Below are 17,260 nucleotides of genomic sequence, written 5' to 3' on the forward strand. Positions count from 1 at the left end.
GCAATCACTAGAATATGCATATTTCCCCCATCGGGTCGGCGAAAGGGATGTCCGTTCACGGAGGGTGTGAACAGGACAGAGGTCACGAGCGTCACAGCAGGTACGGGGGGATGTCCGCGTACCTGGCACGGAGCTCCTCGCCCAGGGCCTTCGCCTGGGCGTCGAGGCGAGGACTGGCGGCGACACCTCGGCCGAGGAGACCGCGGACGACGAAGTTCAGGGCGTTGAGGTTGGGCAGCTCGAAGCGGTCGACTCTCAGGCGGGCCGTGGCGGGCAGCAACTCCCCGAGACGTTCGGCCGTCAGATAGGTCGAAAGCCAGGCGTACTGCTCCGGGGTGCGGGTCCAGACACCGAGGTTGGCGTTGCCGCCCTTGTCCCCTGAGCGGGCCCCCATGATCGTGCCCAGCGGGACCCGCCTGACCGGCCGCTCATCGTCTCCTGCGGCCCGCTCACGGCCGTTGGGGGCGCCGGGCGCCTCATGCGGCATCGGCGGCGTGGGGAGCGCGTCCGGGGCCGGGGGAGACCCGTGGCCGCCGGGCTCGGCGGCGTCGGGCCCGGGGAATTCGACCTCCCGGCCGTCCAGCCGGACCCGCGCCTGTACGGCGTCCGCCGGGATGAGAGCGGGCCACAGAACGCCGTAGGGGGAGGCGTCACCGGGAGGGGTGAGGCCGTAGCAGCCCGGGTAGCTGGCCAGCCCCGTCTCGACCACGGCGGAGGAGAACAGGCGCCCGGCCCTGCGTCGGTCGGAGTCCATCACGGTGACGCGGAGCAGCGCGGTGCCGCAGGAGGTGGCCTCCGTGGGGAGGACCTCCGTCAGGGAGTCGGTCCCGTGAGGCGTGCTGTCCCCCTCAGGGACGTCCCCGGGCACACCGTGGGACCGGGCGCCCGTCGAGGGGGCGTCCGCGGGGGAGACCGTGCCCGACAGGGGGATCAGCTCGACGTGGACCCGCTCAAAGGAGTCCCTGGGCACGCGCGACCAGATGGCCTCCTGCGCGAGCCGCGCCTTGGCCTCCAGCTCCAGGCCGGTCAGCACCATGGTCATGGAGTTGCGGTAGCCGCCAAGATAGGTGATCGCGACCTTCAGCGTGTCCGGCGGGGCCTCGCCCCGCACCCCCGAGATCCGGACCCGGTCGGGCCCCAGCTGCTCCAGCCGGATCGTGTCGAACCGGGCGACCGCGTCGGGGCCCAGGTACCGGGGAGACCCGATCTCGTAGAGCAACTGCGCGGTGACCGTGCCCACCGAGACCATCCCACCCGTCCCCGGATGCTTGGTGATCACGCTGGAGCCGTCCGCGTGCAGCTCGGCGATCGGGAACCCGCAGCGCGCCAGGCCGGGCACCTCGCCGAAGAAAGCGTAGTTCCCGCCGGTCGCCTGGCAGCCGCACTCGATGACGTGCCCGGCGACCACGGAACCGGCCAGCGCGTCGTGGTCGCCGGGCCGCCAGCCGTACCGCCAGATCCCCGGTCCCGTCACGAGCGCGGCGTCGGTGACCCTGCCGGTCACCACCACGTCGGCCCCCGCCGACAGGGCCGCGGCGATCGGCCTGCCGCCGAGATAGGCGTTCGCGGTCAGCGGCGCGCAGGACAATCGTTCCCCGGTGTCCAGGTTCCGCGCGCCACGCAGGTCGTGCCCGGAAACGTCGTCCCCCGTGACGTGCGCGACCCTGGCGGGCAGCCCGAGCCGGTCCGCCAGCTCGGCCACCGCGCCCGCGCACCCGGCGGGATCCAGGCCGCCCGCGTTGGAGACGATCCTGATTCCCCGGTCCAGGCAGGTCCCGAGGACCTCCTCAAGCTGCCCGAGGAAGGTCGGCGCGTAGCCGGGGCGGCCCTTCAGCCGGTTGCCCGCCAGGATCAGCATGGTCAGCTCGGCGAGCCAGTCGCCGGTGAGCACGTCGATCGGGCCGCCCTCGACCATCTCCCTCGCGGCGGAGAACCGGTCGCCGTAGAAGCCGGAGCAGTTGGCGATCCGCAGCATCAGCCCTCGTTGGTTCCGGGGACCCAGGAAGGAGGACGCTTCTGCATGAAGGCGGTGATGCCCTCCTGTCCCTCGGCGGAGGTGAACCGCTGGGCGGACAGCTCGGCCATGCGGCGCATGCCCTCCTCGACGCTGAGGGCCGGCACCGTCCGCACCAGCTGCTTGGTGAGCGCCAGCGCCTCCGGGCCGCCGCGCAGCAGCATCCCGGTGTAGTGGGCGACCGTGTCGTCCAGGGCCTCCTCGGGCACGGCCCGGGTGAGCAGGCCTATCTCCTGCGCCCTCGCGGCGTCGAAGGTCTCGCCGGTGAGGAAGTACTCGGCCGCGGCCCGGGGGTCGAGCCGCCGCAGCACGGTCACCGAGATCATCGCGGGGACCACGCCGAGCCGTACCTCGGTGAACGCGAACGACGCCGAGTCGGGCGCGATGGCGAAGTCACAGGCCGCGACCAGGCCGAGGCCCCCGGCGCGCGCGGTGCCGTTCAACCGGCAGACGACCGGTTTCGGGCTCTCCCAGATCAGGCTCATGATCTCCGGGAACGAGGCGGTCACCGGCGCCTCGTGGGCGTTGCCCGGTTCCACCCGCTGCTCCTTGAGGTCCGCGCCCGCGCAGAAGACGGGCCCGGTCCCGGTGAGCACGATGACCCGCACGCTCTCGTCGGCGAGTGCCTGGTTGAGCCGCTCCTCCAGGTCGCCGAGGAGCCGTACGGACAGCGCGTTCCGGTTGCGCGGAGAGTCCAGGGTGATCGTGGCGACCCCGCCGGACACCTCCTTGTGCACCAGGCGTTCCACTGGCCAACCCGCGTCGGTGTTCAACCTTGCTCCTTGATCACGGCCAGTACGGCTCCCGCCTCGACCCGCAGGCCCGCTGTCACGTTCAACGCCGACACCGTGCCCGCCGCGGGCGCGGTGACGGGGTGCTCCATTTTCATGGCCTCAAGCACCACGACGACCTGGCCCGCGACGACGGGACCGCCGGGCTCGACGTCGACGCGCAGTACGGTACCGGGCATGGGTGCGAGCAGAGAGCCCGGGACCACCTGTTCCACCGGCTCCCGCAGCCGGGGCAGTGGCGTCAGCCGTACGGGGCCGAGGGGGGAGTCCACATGCGTGACGCCGTCGTAGCGGGCGACGGCGAATCGGTGCCGCACCCCGGCGGTCTCCAGGACGACCAGGCCGGGCGTGGCACTGACCAGGACCGTGCCGGGGAACCCCTCTGCCAGCAGGCCGTCCCTGGTGATCCGGTAGGCGACCTCCGCCTCGGCGAAGGCAACCCGCTGCGGCTGCGAGACCACGTTGCGCCACCCGCTCGGCAGCCCGGCCTGTACGGCCGCCGCCGCCCTGTTCGCCGCCGCTCCCGCGAGAGCCGCCGCGAGGGCGGAGAGCGCCACGGCGGACGTGCCCGGCGGCAACGGCTCCCGCCCCCCGTGGACGCGTCCGGTGAGGTCGTGCTCGTCGAGGAAGCCCGTGTGGGTGGCTCCCGCGAGGAACGCCTCGTGGCGCAGGACCCGCACCAGTAGATCGCGGTTGGTGACGAGCCCGTGGATCGCGGCGTTCGACAGGGCCGTCGCGAGTCTCCGCACGGCGTCGGCGCGGTCCGCGCCGTAGGAGATCAGCTTGGCGAGCATCGGGTCGTAGTGCACACCGACCTCGGAGCCGTCTTCGACACCGGAGTCGAGGCGCAGGCCGTACGGCCCGTGCGGCACAGGAGAGAGGCGGCGGCCGACGCCGGGGACGGCGAGACGGTGCAGGACGCCGCTCTGCGGCAGCCAATCACGGGCCGGATCCTCGGCGCAGAGCCGCACCTCGACGGCGTGGCCGCGGGGACGCGGCGGAGACTCGGGGAGCCGCTCCCCCTCGGCGATCCTGAGCTGGAGCTCGACGAGGTCGACGCCGTACACGCACTCGGTGACCGGATGCTCGACCTGGAGGCGGGTGTTCATCTCCAGGAACGCGACCGTGCCGTCCCTGACGAGGAACTCGACGGTCCCGGCGCCGACGTATCCGACCGCCCTCGCCGCCCTGGCCGCCGCGTCGCACAGCCGGGCCCGCAACGCCGGGGACGCCCCGGGGGAGGGGGTCTCCTCGAGAAGTTTCTGGTGCCGTCGCTGGATCGAGCACTCCCGCTCGCCCAGCGTCCACACCGTCCCGTGCCGGTCGGCCAGGATCTGGACCTCGATGTGCCTGGCGTTCTCCAGCAGGGGCTCGACGAAGACCGTCCCGTCGCCGAAGGCCGCGGACGCCTCGCGCCGCGCGGACTCGACCGCGCCCGCCAGGTCGTCCCCGGCGCGCACGATCCGCATCCCGCGCCCACCGCCGCCCGCGGACGCCTTGACCAGCAGCGGGACGGGCCCCTGTGTCACGGACCCGCACGCCTCGGCGAAGACAGCGCCGAGCTCGCGGAGGTCCCGCGCCAGGTCGTCCGCCGACCGGTCAGGCTTCGCGGTGAGACCGGGCAGCACCGGCACCCCCGCCCCCGCCATCAGGGCCTTGGCCTCGATCTTGGAACCCATCGCGGCGATGGCCTCGGGGGACGGCCCGACCCAGGTCAGCCCGGCCTCCAGCACGGCCAGTGCGAACGCCGCGTTCTCCGACAGGAAGCCGTAGCCGGGGTGGAGCGCGTCCGCCCCTGTCCTGCGGGCCGCGTCGATGATCGTCTCGGCGGACAGGTAGGTCTCCGCGGGCCTGGCCCCGGGCAGCCGCACGGCGTGGTCGGCCTCTGCGGCGTGCGGCGCGTCCGCGTCGGCGTCGGAGAAGACCGCGACGGTCTCGATGCCGAGGTCACGGCAGGTGCGGAAGACACGGCGGGCGATCTCGCCCCGGTTGGCGACGAGCAGGCGGCCGATCACGGCCCGGCCCGCGGCACCGGGCGCCGGTGGTGCGTTCATGGTCACGGTCACATCCGGAAGACCCCGAAGCCGGAGGGCTCGGGGACGGGCGCGTTGTTGACGGCGGACAGGCACAGGCCGAGAACGGTCCTGGTGTCGCGGGGGTCGATGACGCCGTCGTCGTAGAGCCGTCCGGAGAGGAAGAACGGCAGCGACTCGGCCTCGATCTGCGCCTCGACCAGCGCCCGCATCGCCGCGTCACCCTCCTCGTCGTAGACCTGCCCCCTGGCCTCAGCGGCGGCCCTGCCCACGATGGACAGCACTCCCGCGAGCTGGGCGGGCCCCATGACGGCCGACTTCGCGCTCGGCCACGCGAACAGGAATCGGGGATCGTAGGCTCGGCCGCACATGCCGTAGTTGCCCGCGCCGTACGAGGCGCCCATGACGACCGTGAGGTGCGGGACCGTCGAGTTGGAGACCGCGTTGATCATCATGGCGCCGTGCTTGATGATGCCGCCCCGCTCGTAGTCCCTGCCGACCATGTAGCCGGTCGTGTTCTGCAGGAAGACCAGCGGGGTGCGCGACCGGCAGGCGAGCTGGACGAACTGCGCCGCCTTCTGCGCCTCCTCGCTGAACAGCACGCCGCGGGCGTTGGCGAGGACGCCGATCGGGTAGCCGTGCAGCCGTGCCCATCCCGTCACCAGGCTCGTGCCGTACAGGGGCTTGAACTCGTCGAAGTCACTGCCGTCCACGATCCGCACGATCACCTGGCGCGGGTCGAACGGGATCCGCAGGTCCTCGGGCACGATCCCCAGGAGTTCGTCCTCGTCGTACAGCGGCTCCCGTACGGCGTGCGCGACGGCCCCGAGCCTGCGTAGGTTCAGGCCCTTGACGATCCGCCGCCCGATCCGTAGGGCGTCGTGCTCGTCGGCGGCCAGATGGTCGGCCAGGCCACTGACGCGGGCGTGCATCTCGGCGCCCCCGAGCGACTCGTCGTCCGACTCCTCCCCGGTGGCCATCCTGACCAGCGGAGGCCCGCCGAGAAAGACCTTGGCCCGTTCCCTGACCATGACCACGTGGTCACTCATCCCGGGGACGTAGGCCCCGCCCGCCGTCGAGCTGCCGAACACCAGGGCGATCGTTGGGATCCCGGCCGCGGACAGGCGGGTCAGGTCGCGGAAGACCCGGCCGCCCGGAATGAAGATCTCCTTCTGAGTCGGCAGGTCGGCCCCGCCGGACTCGACCAGGTTGACCAGCGGCAGCCTGTTCTGGAAGGCGATGTCGGCGGCCCTGAGCGTTTTGCGCAGGGTCCACGGGTTCGTCGAGCCGCCCCGAACCGTCGGGTCGTTGGCGACGATCACGCACTCGACCCCCTCGACCACCCCGACGCCGGTGACCACGCTCGCCCCGACGGGGAACTCACTGCCCCAGCCTGCCAGCGGCGAGAGCTCCAGGAAGGCCGAGTCGGGGTCGACCAGCAGCTCGATCCGCTCCCTGGCCGGCAGTTTGCCCCGTGCGCGATGCCGCTCCAGGTGCCTGGCTCCGCCGCCCGCGACCGCCCTGGCGTGCTCGGTCTCGAGCGCGGCGAGCTTGGCGAGCATCGCCTCGCGCCGTGCCAGGTAATCGGCCCCCGAGGTGTCCAGCGGGGTCACGCGCGGCCTGCCGCCCCGGTGGGAGCGGGCCGTGCCCGTCCGTCCCGGCTGGTCGGCGCCTCGGCCTCGACGATCACGTCAGTCAACGTAGCCCAGAACCCACGCCTCTGCCAGAGGGCGTGACGGCTCCCGCGCCGGAGCCGGTGACGGCGCATCGGGACCGGGCGGGCAACCGCACGGCCCCTCGCGGAGATCCCGTACGAGGTTCCGCACGGGCTCCCGCGAGGACTCCTGCGCGGGTTTCTGTGTGGGTTTCTGTGCGGGCTCTGTCAGGTGCAGTGGCTCCAGCCGCTCTTCCAGACGGCCGTGCCGTACATGCCGCCCCACATGACGCACTTTTTGACGGCGGCGAGCCGTACCGGGCCCGCGTAGGCCGTGAAACTGCCCGGGTTCGCGGCGGACGCGCCGCCCTGCACCTGGAGCGTGGCGTTCATCTTGATCTTTCCTGGAACCATGTACTTCGACATGGTGACGACGCAGTTCTTGCCCGCGGCGGAGCTGTAGAGCAGGTAGACGGTCGCGGCGCCCAGGCCCCTGGAGTCGATCACCTTGTAGCCCGAGCCGCAGACACCGGTCGCGGTGTAGATGTTCGGCTTCTGCGGCGGGGGCGTGGTGGGTTTCACGGTGGGTGTCGCCGTCGGTTTCACGGTCGGTTTGATCGTGGGTTTCACGGTGGGTGTCGCCGTCGGTTTCACGGTCGGCTTGACCGTGGGCTGCACGGTCGGCTGCACGGTCGGTTTCGCGGTGGCCGAGGGCTCACCGGGCTCGGACGATCCACCCCCCGGGTCGTCCCCGCCCGCCTTCTTCGTCGGCTCGTGGCTTGGCTTGGGGGACGGCTTGGCCGTCTGCTCCGGCACCGGCTTCGCGGTGACGCGGGCGACGGGCTCGGCCGTCCTCTTCCGTGTCGGGCTGGGCTTGGGAGACTTCCACGTGGAGGGCGGGGTGTCGGGGGTGAGCGCGGGATCGGGTTCCCCGGCCCCCTGCGGCGGAGCCGCGGAGACCGCGGCCTGCGCGCTGGAGGCCTTCTGGCCGCTTTGAAGGAGCACGACGGCGCCCGCGGTCACGCCGAGCGCGGCGATCCCGGCGACTCCGGCGAGCAGCAGGCCGCCGGGGCGCCGCGTCTTCCGCTCGCGCCGCGGCGGTTCCTGGGGCGGGGCGGGCGGTACCGGGGGCGGGGCAGCAGGCTGGGCGGCGGGCTGGGCCATGGGCGGCGCGGCGGCGGTCGCGGCTGCCTGCCGCCGGATCGGCGAGGGGACCGTCGCCCCCATCAGGTGGCCGACCAGTTCCTCCGCGGTCGGGCGCAGTGACGGATCCTTCGACAGGGAGGCGGCGACCAGCTCGCGGAGCTGTCCCTCGATGCCGCTCAGGTCCGGTTCGACGGTCAGGATCCGGTTCATCACCACGGCGATGGAGTCCGAGCCGAACGCCGGTCTCCCGGTCGCGGCGAAGACCATCGTGACGCCCCAGGCGAACACGTCGGCGGCCGACGTCACCTCGCCGTCGCCGAGCTGCTCGGGGGAGAGGTAGGACGGCGTCCCCATCGCCATCCCGGTCGCGGTCATCCCCGGGGAGTCCAGCGCCCTGGCGATGCCGAAGTCGATGACCACGGGCCCCTCCGGCCCCATCAGCACGTTGGCGGGCTTGAAGTCCCTGTGCAGGATCCCCGCGCGGTGGATGGCCGCCAAGGCGGTCGCGGTGCTGATGGCCAGGCGCTCGAGCGCGGCGCCGCGCCGCGGGCCCTCCCGGTCGACCATCTGGCGCAGGGACGGGCCGGGCACGTACTCGCTGACGATGTACGGCTGACTGCCCACGAGGTCGGCGTGGAGCACGGGGGCGGTGCAGAACCTGGCCACCCGCTGGGCGACGGAGACCTCTCGCAGGAACCGCGTCCTGGCCTCGGGGTCGATCGCGAGCCCGTGGTGGAGAAGCTTGACGGCCACCTGCTCGCCCTCGGGCCCCCTGCCCAGATAGACGACGCCCTGGCCTCCCTCGCCGAGCCTGCCGGTCAGCTCGAACGGCCCGAGCCGCGGAGGATCCTCCGCCGCGAGCGGCTGTACCACGATGACCCCCCGACAAAACCTGCGAATTGGGTTATGTGGTGCAGAACGCTACCAGTGTGAACGCTGGTCCGGACGATCTCCGCACAACCGCCATGTGCGGTGACCTTGACGATCTCCCGATCCGTCGCCGGCGGACCGGGTCGGGGAGAGCGCCGCTCAGATGGCCTTGCCGGGATTGAGGATGCCGAGCGGGTCGAACACCTGCTTGATCCCGTGATGGATCTCCTGGGTGACAGGCCCGGCCTCCAGCGAGAGCCAGCGCCGCTTCAGCAGCCCGACCCCGTGCTCGCCGGTCAGCGTGCCGCCCATCTCCAGGGCCTCCCTGAAGACCTCGTCGGCCGCCGCCCACACGTTCGGCGGCGGCTCCGCCAGGCCGTGGTCGAAGATGAAGACGGGGTGCAGGTTGCCGTCACCCGCGTGCGCGACCGTGGCGATCAGCACATCGTGCCTCGCCGCGATGGCCTCGATCTTCTCGATCATGTACGGCAGCGCGGAACGCGGCACGCACACGTCCTCGACCAGGCACTTACCGAGCCGTTCCTTGGCCTGGTAGGCCATCCTTCTAACCCCGACCAACTCCTCGGCCTCCTGCGGGGAGGAGGAGACGGCGACGAAGGGCGAGCCGTTCGCGGTGCACAGCTCCGCCATGCGCTCGGCGACGGAGGGGCCGTCGGCCGCGTCCGACTGTGCGATCAGCATCGCCTGGGTCGAGGCCTCGAGCCCGATGTTCCGCCAGTCGTCGATGGCCTTGAGCGTGGTGCGGTCGAGCATCTCGAGCAGCGAGGGCTGGCATCCCGCCGCGATGATCGCCGCCACCGCGGAGGCCGCGTCCCTGAGGGAGGTGAACTCGGCCGCGATCGTCGCGGGGTAGACCGAGGGGGCCCTGCGCAGCCGTACGGTGGCGGCGGTGATCACCCCGAGCGTTCCCTCCGAGCCGACGAACAGCCCGGTCAGGTCGTAGCCCGTCACGCCCTTCACCGTGCGCCTGCCGGTGTTCAGGATCCGCCCGTCCGCCAGGACGACCTCGAGACCCAGCACGGAGTCGCGGGTCACGCCGTACTTCACGCACCGCAGCCCGCCCGCGTTGGTCGCCAGGTTGCCGCCGATCGTGGAGATCTCGTAGGAGGAGGGGTCGGGCGCGTACATCAGCCCGTGCTGGCGGGCGGCCCTGTCCAGGTCGGCGGTGATCACGCCGGGCTCGACCACGGCGATCTCGTCGGCGGGGGAGAGCTCTCTGATCGCCGTCATCCTGTGCAGTGCCAGGACGACACCCCCGTCGACCGACGTCGCCCCGCCCGCGAGCCCGGTCCCGGCACCCCTGGGCACCACGGGCACCCGGTGCGCCGTGGCCCAGCCGAGTGTGGCGACCACGTCCTGCCTGCTCTCGGCCAGCACGACAGCCAGCGGCTTGCCCGGGACGAGGAAAGTCCTGTCCCGTGCGTATGAGTCGGTGACGTCGGGATCCGTCAGGACCTTCTCCGGCGAGAGGGCCGCGACGAGTTCGGAAATAGCGCTCACAAAGGGACTGTACGACGTGTCCCCGAGGAGGGAGACACCCCGGGGCGGGCGGACGTCACCGGAGGGCGGGAGGGAGCGATCTTTCGGCGAAGGGAGCCGCGAAATCTATGGCCTTCGCGAAGAAAGCCCAGGTCTTTGGGGGTATGAGTCGAAATTTCGTGCAAGAAAAGCCCATGACGTGATTATGCGAGCGAGGGCCGGTGAGGGTTCTCCCAACTGTGTTGATGCGGCGGTCCGGAAGGAGAAGTTTCGGTTCGTACGGCCGCCGCCCAACCGAAGGGAGCCGGCTGTGACGACTGTGCAACAGCGGCCCGCGGTCGCCACCAGCAGGGGAAGGGTGATCGTCTCATGGCTGTCGTCGACGGACCACAAGGTCATCGGCTACCTCTACATGATCACGTCGTTCGTGTACTTCCTGATCGGCGGGATCATGGCCCTGATCATCCGGGCGGAGCTGGCGCAGCCGGGACTCCAGTTCGTCAACCAGGCCTCCTACAACGCGCTGTTCACCATGCACGGCACCCTGATGCTGCTGTTCTTCGCCACGCCGCTGTTCGCCGGATTCGCCAACGTGGTCATGCCGTTGCAGATCGGCGCGCCCGACGTGGCCTTCCCCCGGCTCAACATGGTGAGCTTCTGGCTGTTCGCGTTCGGGGGGCTCATCGCGCTCAGCGGGTTCCTCACCAACGGGGGCGCGGCCGACTTCGGCTGGACGGGGTACGCCCCGCTCTCGGTCGCGACCTTCTCCCCGCAGACCGGCGGTGACCTGTGGATCGTCGGCCTGGTGATGTCGGGCCTCGGCACGATCCTCGGCTCGGTCAACTTCATCACCACGATCATCTGCATGCGCGCCCCCGGTATGACGATGTTCCGCATGCCGCTGTTCACCTGGAACGTGCTGCTGACCGGTGTGCTCGTGCTGATCGCCTTCCCGGTGCTGGCCGCCGCGCTGCTGGCGCTGGAGGCCGACCGTAAGCTCGGCGCCCACGTCTACGACGCGGCCACCGGCGGGCCGCTGCTCTGGCAGCACCTGTTCTGGTTCTTCGGCCACCCCGAGGTGTACATCATCGCGCTGCCGTTCTTCGGCATCATCACCGAGGTGATCCCGGTCTTCAGCCGCAAGCCGATCTTCGGCTACATCGGCCTGGTCGGCGCGACCATCGCCATCGCCGGGCTCTCCGTCACCGTGTGGGCGCACCACATGTTCGCGACCGGCCGGGTGCTGCTGCCGTTCTTCTCGTTCATGACGTTCCTCATCGCGATCCCGACCGGGGTGAAGTTCTTCAACTGGGTCGGCACGATGTGGCGGGGACACCTGTCCTTCGAGTCGCCCATGCTGTTCTCGATCGGCTTCCTGGTCACCTTCCTGTTCGGCGGCCTGACCGGTGTCATCCTGGCCTCGCCGCCGCTGGACTTCCCGGTGACCGACTCCTACTTCGTGGTGGCCCACTTCCACTACGTCGTCTTCGGCACCGTGGTGTTCGCGATGTTCGCGGGCTTCTACTTCTGGTGGCCCAAGATGACGGGCAGGATGCTCAACGACACCCTGGGCAAGGTGCACTTCTGGCTGCTGTTCATCGGCTTCCACGCCACCTTCCTGGTGCACCACTGGCTGGGCGCGGAGGGCTTCCCGCGCCGCTACGCCGACTACAGCCCGCTGGACGGTTTCACCGGCCTGAACCTGTTCTCCTCGATCGGCTCCTTCGTCCTCGGCGTCTCCACGCTGCCGTTCCTCTACAACGTCTGGTGGACCTTCCGTAACGCGCCGAGGGTGACCGTCGACGACCCCTGGGGGTTTGGCAACTCGCTGGAGTGGGCGACCTCCTGTCCGCCGCCGCGGCACAACTTCACCTCGCTGCCGCGTATCCGGTCCGAGCGCCCCGCGTTCGACCTGCACCACCCCCGGATCGAGGAGCCGCGCGAGCTCGACCAGGCCGCCTCACCGGAATAACCCTGACCGGCCCGCCGCCGGGGCCGTCCCGCGGTCCGCCGCGCCTCCCCCGCTCACCGCCCCAGGGGCCATGTCTCGCCCGGAGGGCGGTCTTTCGCATGCCGCGTCCCGGCTTTCACCGTGCTGACCTGCTGTGAAACCGCCAATGTCACAAATGCATTGGAAACCATCACCATTTCATGACAATTGGCGATTCATTACAGTTTTACAACATCATTCAGCGTCTTTACTCCTGCTTTACCTTCTCGTCTAACGTCCCGCTCGGTGCGTACATAAGGCGCATCGGGGACGTCCGCGCCCGGCGAACCCGGGCAGGGAGGGTAAGCGTTGTCCAGCAAAGGCAGGGGCGCCCGAAAGCGCCTGCTCGCGATAGTGCCCGTCATCGGCCTGGCCGCCGCGGGGCTGGCGGTGGGCGGTGCGTCGGCGCAAGCAGACAGCTCAGCCGCGCGGTACCAGCCGACCGCAGCCGACTACTACATCAACTACGCTCCGCCCAGGGACGAGCCCGACGTGCAGGACCCGGCCGCGCCCAACTCGAGGGAGCGGCGGATCAGCCCGTCCAGGCAGATCGCCCAGAAGTACTCCGAGGGAAACCCCGCCGCCGCGCGGGTTCTCGCCGCCCGTGAGGCGGAGGCGATCAGGACCGGCCTCAACCCGGCGGATCTGCTGTTCAAGAAGGCGAAGGTCGCCAAGCAGGCCAAACTCCTCACCCTCTTGGTGGAGTTCAACGACAAGGCCAACGACGACTTCTCCGGCTTCAAGCGCCCGCCGAACGTGAACGACGACGACCCGGCCCACTGTGTCACCGAGCCGGCGGGCACCCTGCTCAACGGCCCGCTGCACAACAAGATCCCGAACCCGGCGTCCTTGGCACACAAGGACAACAACAGTTTCTGGGTGCCTGACTTCAGCCCCGACCATTTCAACAAGATGCTTTACAGCAAGGACGGCATCACCCAGCGCGTCCGCCCTGACCTGATCGATCCGCGGGACGGTCGTAAGGGCATCGACATCTCCAAATACACGATGAAGAACATGTATGAGGAGTTGTCCAAGGGTGCCTACACGGTCACCGGCCAGGCCAGCCCGTGGATCAAGGTCCCGCACTCGGAGGCCTACTACGGCGCGCGTGCCTGCGGCAAGGAAGCGCAGGACATGACCGGCCACCCGAGCAACGCGCTCGGCCCCGGCCAGCTCGCCATCGACGCGGTCGACACCCTGGCCGCCGCCGACCCGAACTTCCCCTGGGCCGACTACGACGTCGAGGACGTCGCGGACTCCGACGGTGACGGCAACTTCGCCGAGCCCGACGGTGTGGTCGACCACCTGGTGCTGGTCCACGCGGGCAAGGACAAGTCCTCGGACGGCGGCGCGGAGGGCACCTACGCGATCTGGGCGCACTCCAGTGCGGTCGCGGGCGGCTACAAGGTCCCCGGCAAGAACGTGAAGATCTCCAACTACATCGTGCAGCCGGAGGACTCGGGCGTCGGCGTCTTCGCCCACGAGTACGGCCACGACCTCGGCCTGCCCGACCTCTACGACACCACGGGCAACGCCTCCTCGGCCGTCGACTTCTGGGACCTGATGTCCAGCGGCTCCCACAGCGGCCCGATCTTCCAGTCGATGCCGGCCCACATGGGCCTGTGGGACAAGTGGGTCCTCGGCTGGGCCAACCCCAAGGTCTTCAACCCCGGTGACAGCTCCCGCGTGGTGACCGTCGGTCAGTCCTCGCGCACGCCCAAGTTCACCGAGGACGGCGTCCGGGTGAACCTGGCCAGCGCGCCGCTGAAGATGATCGAGCCGCACAGCGGCACCAAGGCGTGGTGGTCCAACCTCGACCAGGAGTGGGCCGACGTCAAGTTGACCCGCGAGGTCCAGGTGCCCGCGGGCACCGACGTGAAGTTCTGGCTCTGGAACAACTACGAGATCGAGCAGGACTGGGACTTCGGCTTCATCGAGGTCTCCACCGACGGCGGCGCCACCTGGGCCCCGCAGAAGGTCTACACCGAGGGCGGCGCCCTGGTCTCCACCGGCGACGACTACCCCGACCCGAACAAGAACCTCTCCAAGTTCGGCAACAGGAAGTACGGCCTCACCGGTAACACCGACGGCTGGCGGCACGACTACGTCGACCTCGCTCCGTTCGCCGGCAAGACCGTCAAGCTGCGGCTGACCTACAACACCGACGCGGCCTTCACCCCGCGCAGCTGGCACGCCGACGACTTCGCGCTCACCAGCGGCACCCAGACCGTCTGGAGCGACGACGTCGAGGGCGGCAACAAGGGCTGGACGGCCAGTGGCGGCACCTACACCAACAGCCACGGCCAGGGCTGGGGCATCAACGACGGCTTCCGCGAGATCTCCCGGTTCTACCTCGCCGAGTGGCGCAACTTCGACGGCTTCGACAAGGGCCTGCAGTACACCTACACCACCGACTACTCACGTGAGGGCGCGTGGAAGGTGGAGAAGGTCAAGTACAACGCCCCGGGCCTGCTGGTCTGGTACCGCGACTCGACCTTCACCAACAACAGCCTGTCCAACAACCTCGAACTGCCGCCGAGCATCGGTTCCAAGGGCAGCCTGATCCTGGTCGACTCCCACTTCGACCCGCTGCGGCGGACCGGCGTGGCCGCCGACAAGGACACCACCCGCCTGAAGAACATGCAGGGACGCGTGCAGACCTCGAACGCGGCCTTCTCCTTCGGCAAGACCTACCCCTTCAAGGAGTGCATCGAGGGGCAGGGCGAGCCCTTCAGCGAGTACTGCACCAACATCGGCAAGCTGCCGGCCGTACCGGAGTTCACCGACGCGAAGACCTGGTACCCGGGCTTCGAGTCCCGTGACGGCGGCCTGTACTACCGGGACTTCGACGCCTCCGTGGTCGTCCCGTCCAAGGGCGACCAGCAGTACAGCACCCGGGTCGTCAACGCGGACGGCAGCCCGGCGAAGGAGCTGTACGGCACCGACCTGGGCAACGGCAACGTCCTGGGCACCGGCAACCCCGGTGACGAGGGCAAGGCACTGGGCGTCAAGTTCAAGCTGCTCAGCCCGCTGCCCGGCGACCTCGGCGTTCTGCTCCAGGTGACCCCGCCGAAGAAGTGACCCAAGGGGGACACGCCCCCGTCCGGTGATCGTGGGCGGGAGGCGACCCCGTCGGGGAGAAAGCGCCGGTTGACCGGCCAGTAGGGCCCCGCCGTCATCGACGGCGGGGCCCTACGATCTGACGGGGAAGTATCCGATCGAAAAGGGGCAGTGTGGGAGAGCTTCGAAGCAAGGCCGAGCACACCGAGGCCGTCCGGACCGGGCGCCGGATCTGCGTGGTGGTCAACACGCACTCGCGCCGTGGCCGCCGCCTCTACCCCCGGGTGATCGGCACGCTCCGTGCCGAGGGCTTCGAGCCGATCCGGGCCTTCGCCGTGGTCGACCCCAAACGCCTGCGCGCCACGCTGGACGCGGCCCTGGCCGAGGGCCCTGACCTGCTCGTCGTCGGTGGCGGCGACGGCACGCTCAGCGCCGCCGTCAAGCACGTCGCCCGCCGCGATGTCGCCCTCGGGGTGCTGCCCCTGGGCACGACCAACAACTTCGCCCGCAGCCTTGGCCTCCCGCTGGACCTGCCGGGCGCGATCCGGGTGTTCAGCACCGGCAAGGTCGCCGACATCGACCTGGGCGTCGCGGGCGACAGGGAGTTCGCCAACCTGGCCAGCTTCGGTGTCTCCGTCGAGGTCGCGGGCACGGTCCGTCCCTGGCTGAAGCGCCTTCTCGGGCGCGCGGCCTACCCGCTGACCGCTCTGACGATCCTGCCCCGCCACCGGCCCTTCCGCGCCTTCATCACGGCCGACGGGCGCCGTCACGAGCTGCTCACCCACCAGCTCAACATCGCCAACGGCCGCTTCCACGGCGGCTGGCAGGTGGCCAGGGACATCAGCATCGACAACGGCAGGCTCGTCGCCTACCAGCTCGGTTCAGGCAAGCGCCTGAGGCTGCTGGTCGAGACCCTGGTGCGCGCGACCACGGGCCGCTGGCGCAGCCTCGCGGGCGGCCCCTTCGTCGTCGGCCAGGAGATGTACCTGGAGACCGACCCCCCGATGGCGGCCGACGTCGACGGCGAGGTTCGCCTGATGACCCCCATCACGATCAGGACCGTCCCCAACGGCCTGCGCGTGATGGTCCCGGACGACTTCGTCGACTCCTGACACCGGTCACGGGCGCAGGCCCGCGGACGATCACGCGATCACGGTGAGCCTCACGGCGCCGTCGTTTCCGCATACCGGTTCTCGGGGCGGGGGAGTCCGAGCAGGCCGCGCAGGGTGTCCGCCTCGTACTCGGCCCGGAAGGCGCCGCGCCGTCGCAGCTCCGGCACGAGTCCCGTGGTGATCGCAGTCAGGTCGTGCGGCAGCCTGCCGGGGCGGAGCCGGAAGCCGTCGAGCCCGGCGTTCCGCCAATCGAGCAGCAGGTCGGCGAGCTCCTCCGGAGTACCGGTGAAGATCTCGGCGTCGGAGGTGAGCGGCGCCCCGTCCAGCTCGTCCAGCCGCGCCTTGCCGACGGCGGCCTCACCGGGGGTTTCGTCCAGGAAGACAACCAGGTCGGCGAACGTCTTGAGCGGCGCTCCCTCGCGCTGGACGGCCGCCTCCGCCGTGCGGACCTCGGCGAGGATCGTCACGGTCTCGGCGCGCGAGTGCGGGGTGACGAAGACAACATCGGCCCCGCGCGCCGCGAACTCGTACGGCACGGTGGCGTGCGCGAGCGCGGTGACCAACGGCTGTCCCTGCGGCGGGCGCGGCGTGATCGAGGGTCCGCGGACGCTGAAGTGCGCCCCCTCGAAGTCGATGTGGTGCAGCTTGTCGCGGTCGACGAACCGGCCGGTCGCGGCGTCGCGGATCTCCGCGTCGTCCTCCCAGCTGTCCCAGAGCCGCCGCGTGACCTCGACCGCGTCGGCCGCCTCGTCGAACAGCTCGCGGATGCTCAGCCCGCGCGCCTCGGCGATCTCCCGCCATCGGCGGGCTTTCGCGGCCCGGTCGCCGCGGAACAGCGTGTTGCCTTTGGAGATCAGGTTGTCGGGCTCGGGGTCGACGGCGGGCAACGGGCCGTCCGGGTCGTACGCCGACAGATCGCGGCCCCAGATCGCCTCGATGTGCAGTATCGCGTTCTGCGGGCTGACCTGGGCCCTGCGGATCTCGGCGGCTCGTTCGGCGGCCTCCTGCGGGGTGTCGCCCAGCACGTAGGTGACGGAGGGGAGGATCTTCAGATCCTCGTGGCGGCGGCCGTACTTGGCCAGCCGTC

At 70.4% G+C, this 17,260-nt stretch carries 10 protein-coding genes; 3 read left to right on the forward strand and 7 right to left on the reverse strand.

What is annotated here, in order from left to right; genetic code table 11:
* Positions 1–91 precede the first annotated feature (91 nt).
* The 6 genes from AB0395_RS13835 to AB0395_RS13860 form a co-directional block, all read right to left on the reverse strand.
* Positions 92–1,975 (reverse strand): acyclic terpene utilization AtuA family protein, encoded by a 1,884-nt coding sequence (locus AB0395_RS13835; protein WP_366280485.1) that lies wholly within the window; start codon positions 1,973–1,975, stop codon positions 92–94.
* On the reverse strand, positions 1,975–2,787 hold the full coding sequence (locus AB0395_RS13840; protein WP_366280487.1) for an enoyl-CoA hydratase family protein: 813 nt from the start codon (positions 2,785–2,787) through the stop codon (positions 1,975–1,977). Before AB0395_RS13840 ends, AB0395_RS13835 begins: the two co-directional genes overlap by 1 nt.
* Positions 2,784–4,820 (reverse strand): biotin carboxylase N-terminal domain-containing protein, encoded by a 2,037-nt coding sequence (locus AB0395_RS13845; RefSeq protein WP_366280596.1) that lies wholly within the window; start codon positions 4,818–4,820, stop codon positions 2,784–2,786. The genes AB0395_RS13840 and AB0395_RS13845 overlap by 4 nt, the downstream gene beginning before the upstream one ends.
* 47 nt (positions 4,821–4,867) lie before the next feature.
* Entirely contained in the window at positions 4,868–6,400 is a 1,533-nt protein-coding gene (locus AB0395_RS13850) for a carboxyl transferase domain-containing protein (RefSeq protein WP_366280598.1), read from the reverse strand.
* A gap of 320 nt (positions 6,401–6,720) precedes the next feature.
* A complete protein-coding gene (locus tag AB0395_RS13855; RefSeq protein WP_366280489.1) occupies positions 6,721–8,511 on the reverse strand; it encodes a protein kinase in 1,791 nt (596 codons plus the stop codon).
* A 156-nt stretch (positions 8,512–8,667) separates the two neighbouring features.
* Positions 8,668–10,029 (reverse strand): FAD-linked oxidase C-terminal domain-containing protein, encoded by a 1,362-nt coding sequence (locus AB0395_RS13860; RefSeq protein ID WP_366280490.1) that lies wholly within the window; start codon positions 10,027–10,029, stop codon positions 8,668–8,670.
* A gap of 289 nt (positions 10,030–10,318) precedes the next feature.
* On the opposite strand from AB0395_RS13860, the gene ctaD reads away from it, so the two are divergent.
* The 3 genes from ctaD (at position 10,319) to AB0395_RS13875 (ending at position 16,173) form a co-directional block, all read left to right on the forward strand.
* Positions 10,319–11,980 carry a cytochrome c oxidase subunit I gene (gene ctaD, locus AB0395_RS13865; RefSeq protein ID WP_366280491.1) on the forward strand — a complete coding sequence of 554 codons (1,662 nt, stop codon included), beginning with the start codon at positions 10,319–10,321 and terminating at the stop codon, positions 11,978–11,980.
* 327 nt (positions 11,981–12,307) lie between these two features.
* Complete coding sequence (locus tag AB0395_RS13870) at positions 12,308–15,082, forward strand: immune inhibitor A domain-containing protein (RefSeq protein WP_366280493.1); 2,775 nt, start codon at positions 12,308–12,310, stop codon at positions 15,080–15,082.
* 152 nt (positions 15,083–15,234) lie between these two features.
* Positions 15,235–16,173 carry a diacylglycerol kinase family protein gene (locus AB0395_RS13875; protein WP_366280495.1) on the forward strand — a complete coding sequence of 313 codons (939 nt, stop codon included), beginning with the start codon at positions 15,235–15,237 and terminating at the stop codon, positions 16,171–16,173.
* Between the two features lie 50 nt (positions 16,174–16,223).
* Here AB0395_RS13875 and AB0395_RS13880 read toward each other — a convergent pair whose 3' ends face one another.
* A complete protein-coding gene (locus AB0395_RS13880) occupies positions 16,224–17,198 on the reverse strand; it encodes an LLM class flavin-dependent oxidoreductase (protein WP_366280497.1) in 975 nt (324 codons plus the stop codon).
* Positions 17,199–17,260 lie beyond the last annotated feature (62 nt).

The organism is Streptosporangium sp. NPDC051023, assembly GCF_040689595.1.
Taxonomy (GTDB): Bacteria; Actinomycetota; Actinomycetes; order Streptosporangiales; family Streptosporangiaceae; genus Streptosporangium.

What these genes read in the sequence shown, in the direction of transcription:
- AB0395_RS13835 (WP_366280485.1), bottom strand. Translation starts at nt 1,975, where the DNA reads ATGCTGCGGATCGCCAACTGCTCCGGCTTCTACGGCGACCGGTTCTCC.
- AB0395_RS13850 (WP_366280598.1), bottom strand. Translation starts at nt 6,400, where the DNA reads ATGCTCGCCAAGCTCGCCGCGCTCGAGACCGAGCACGCCAGGGCGGTC.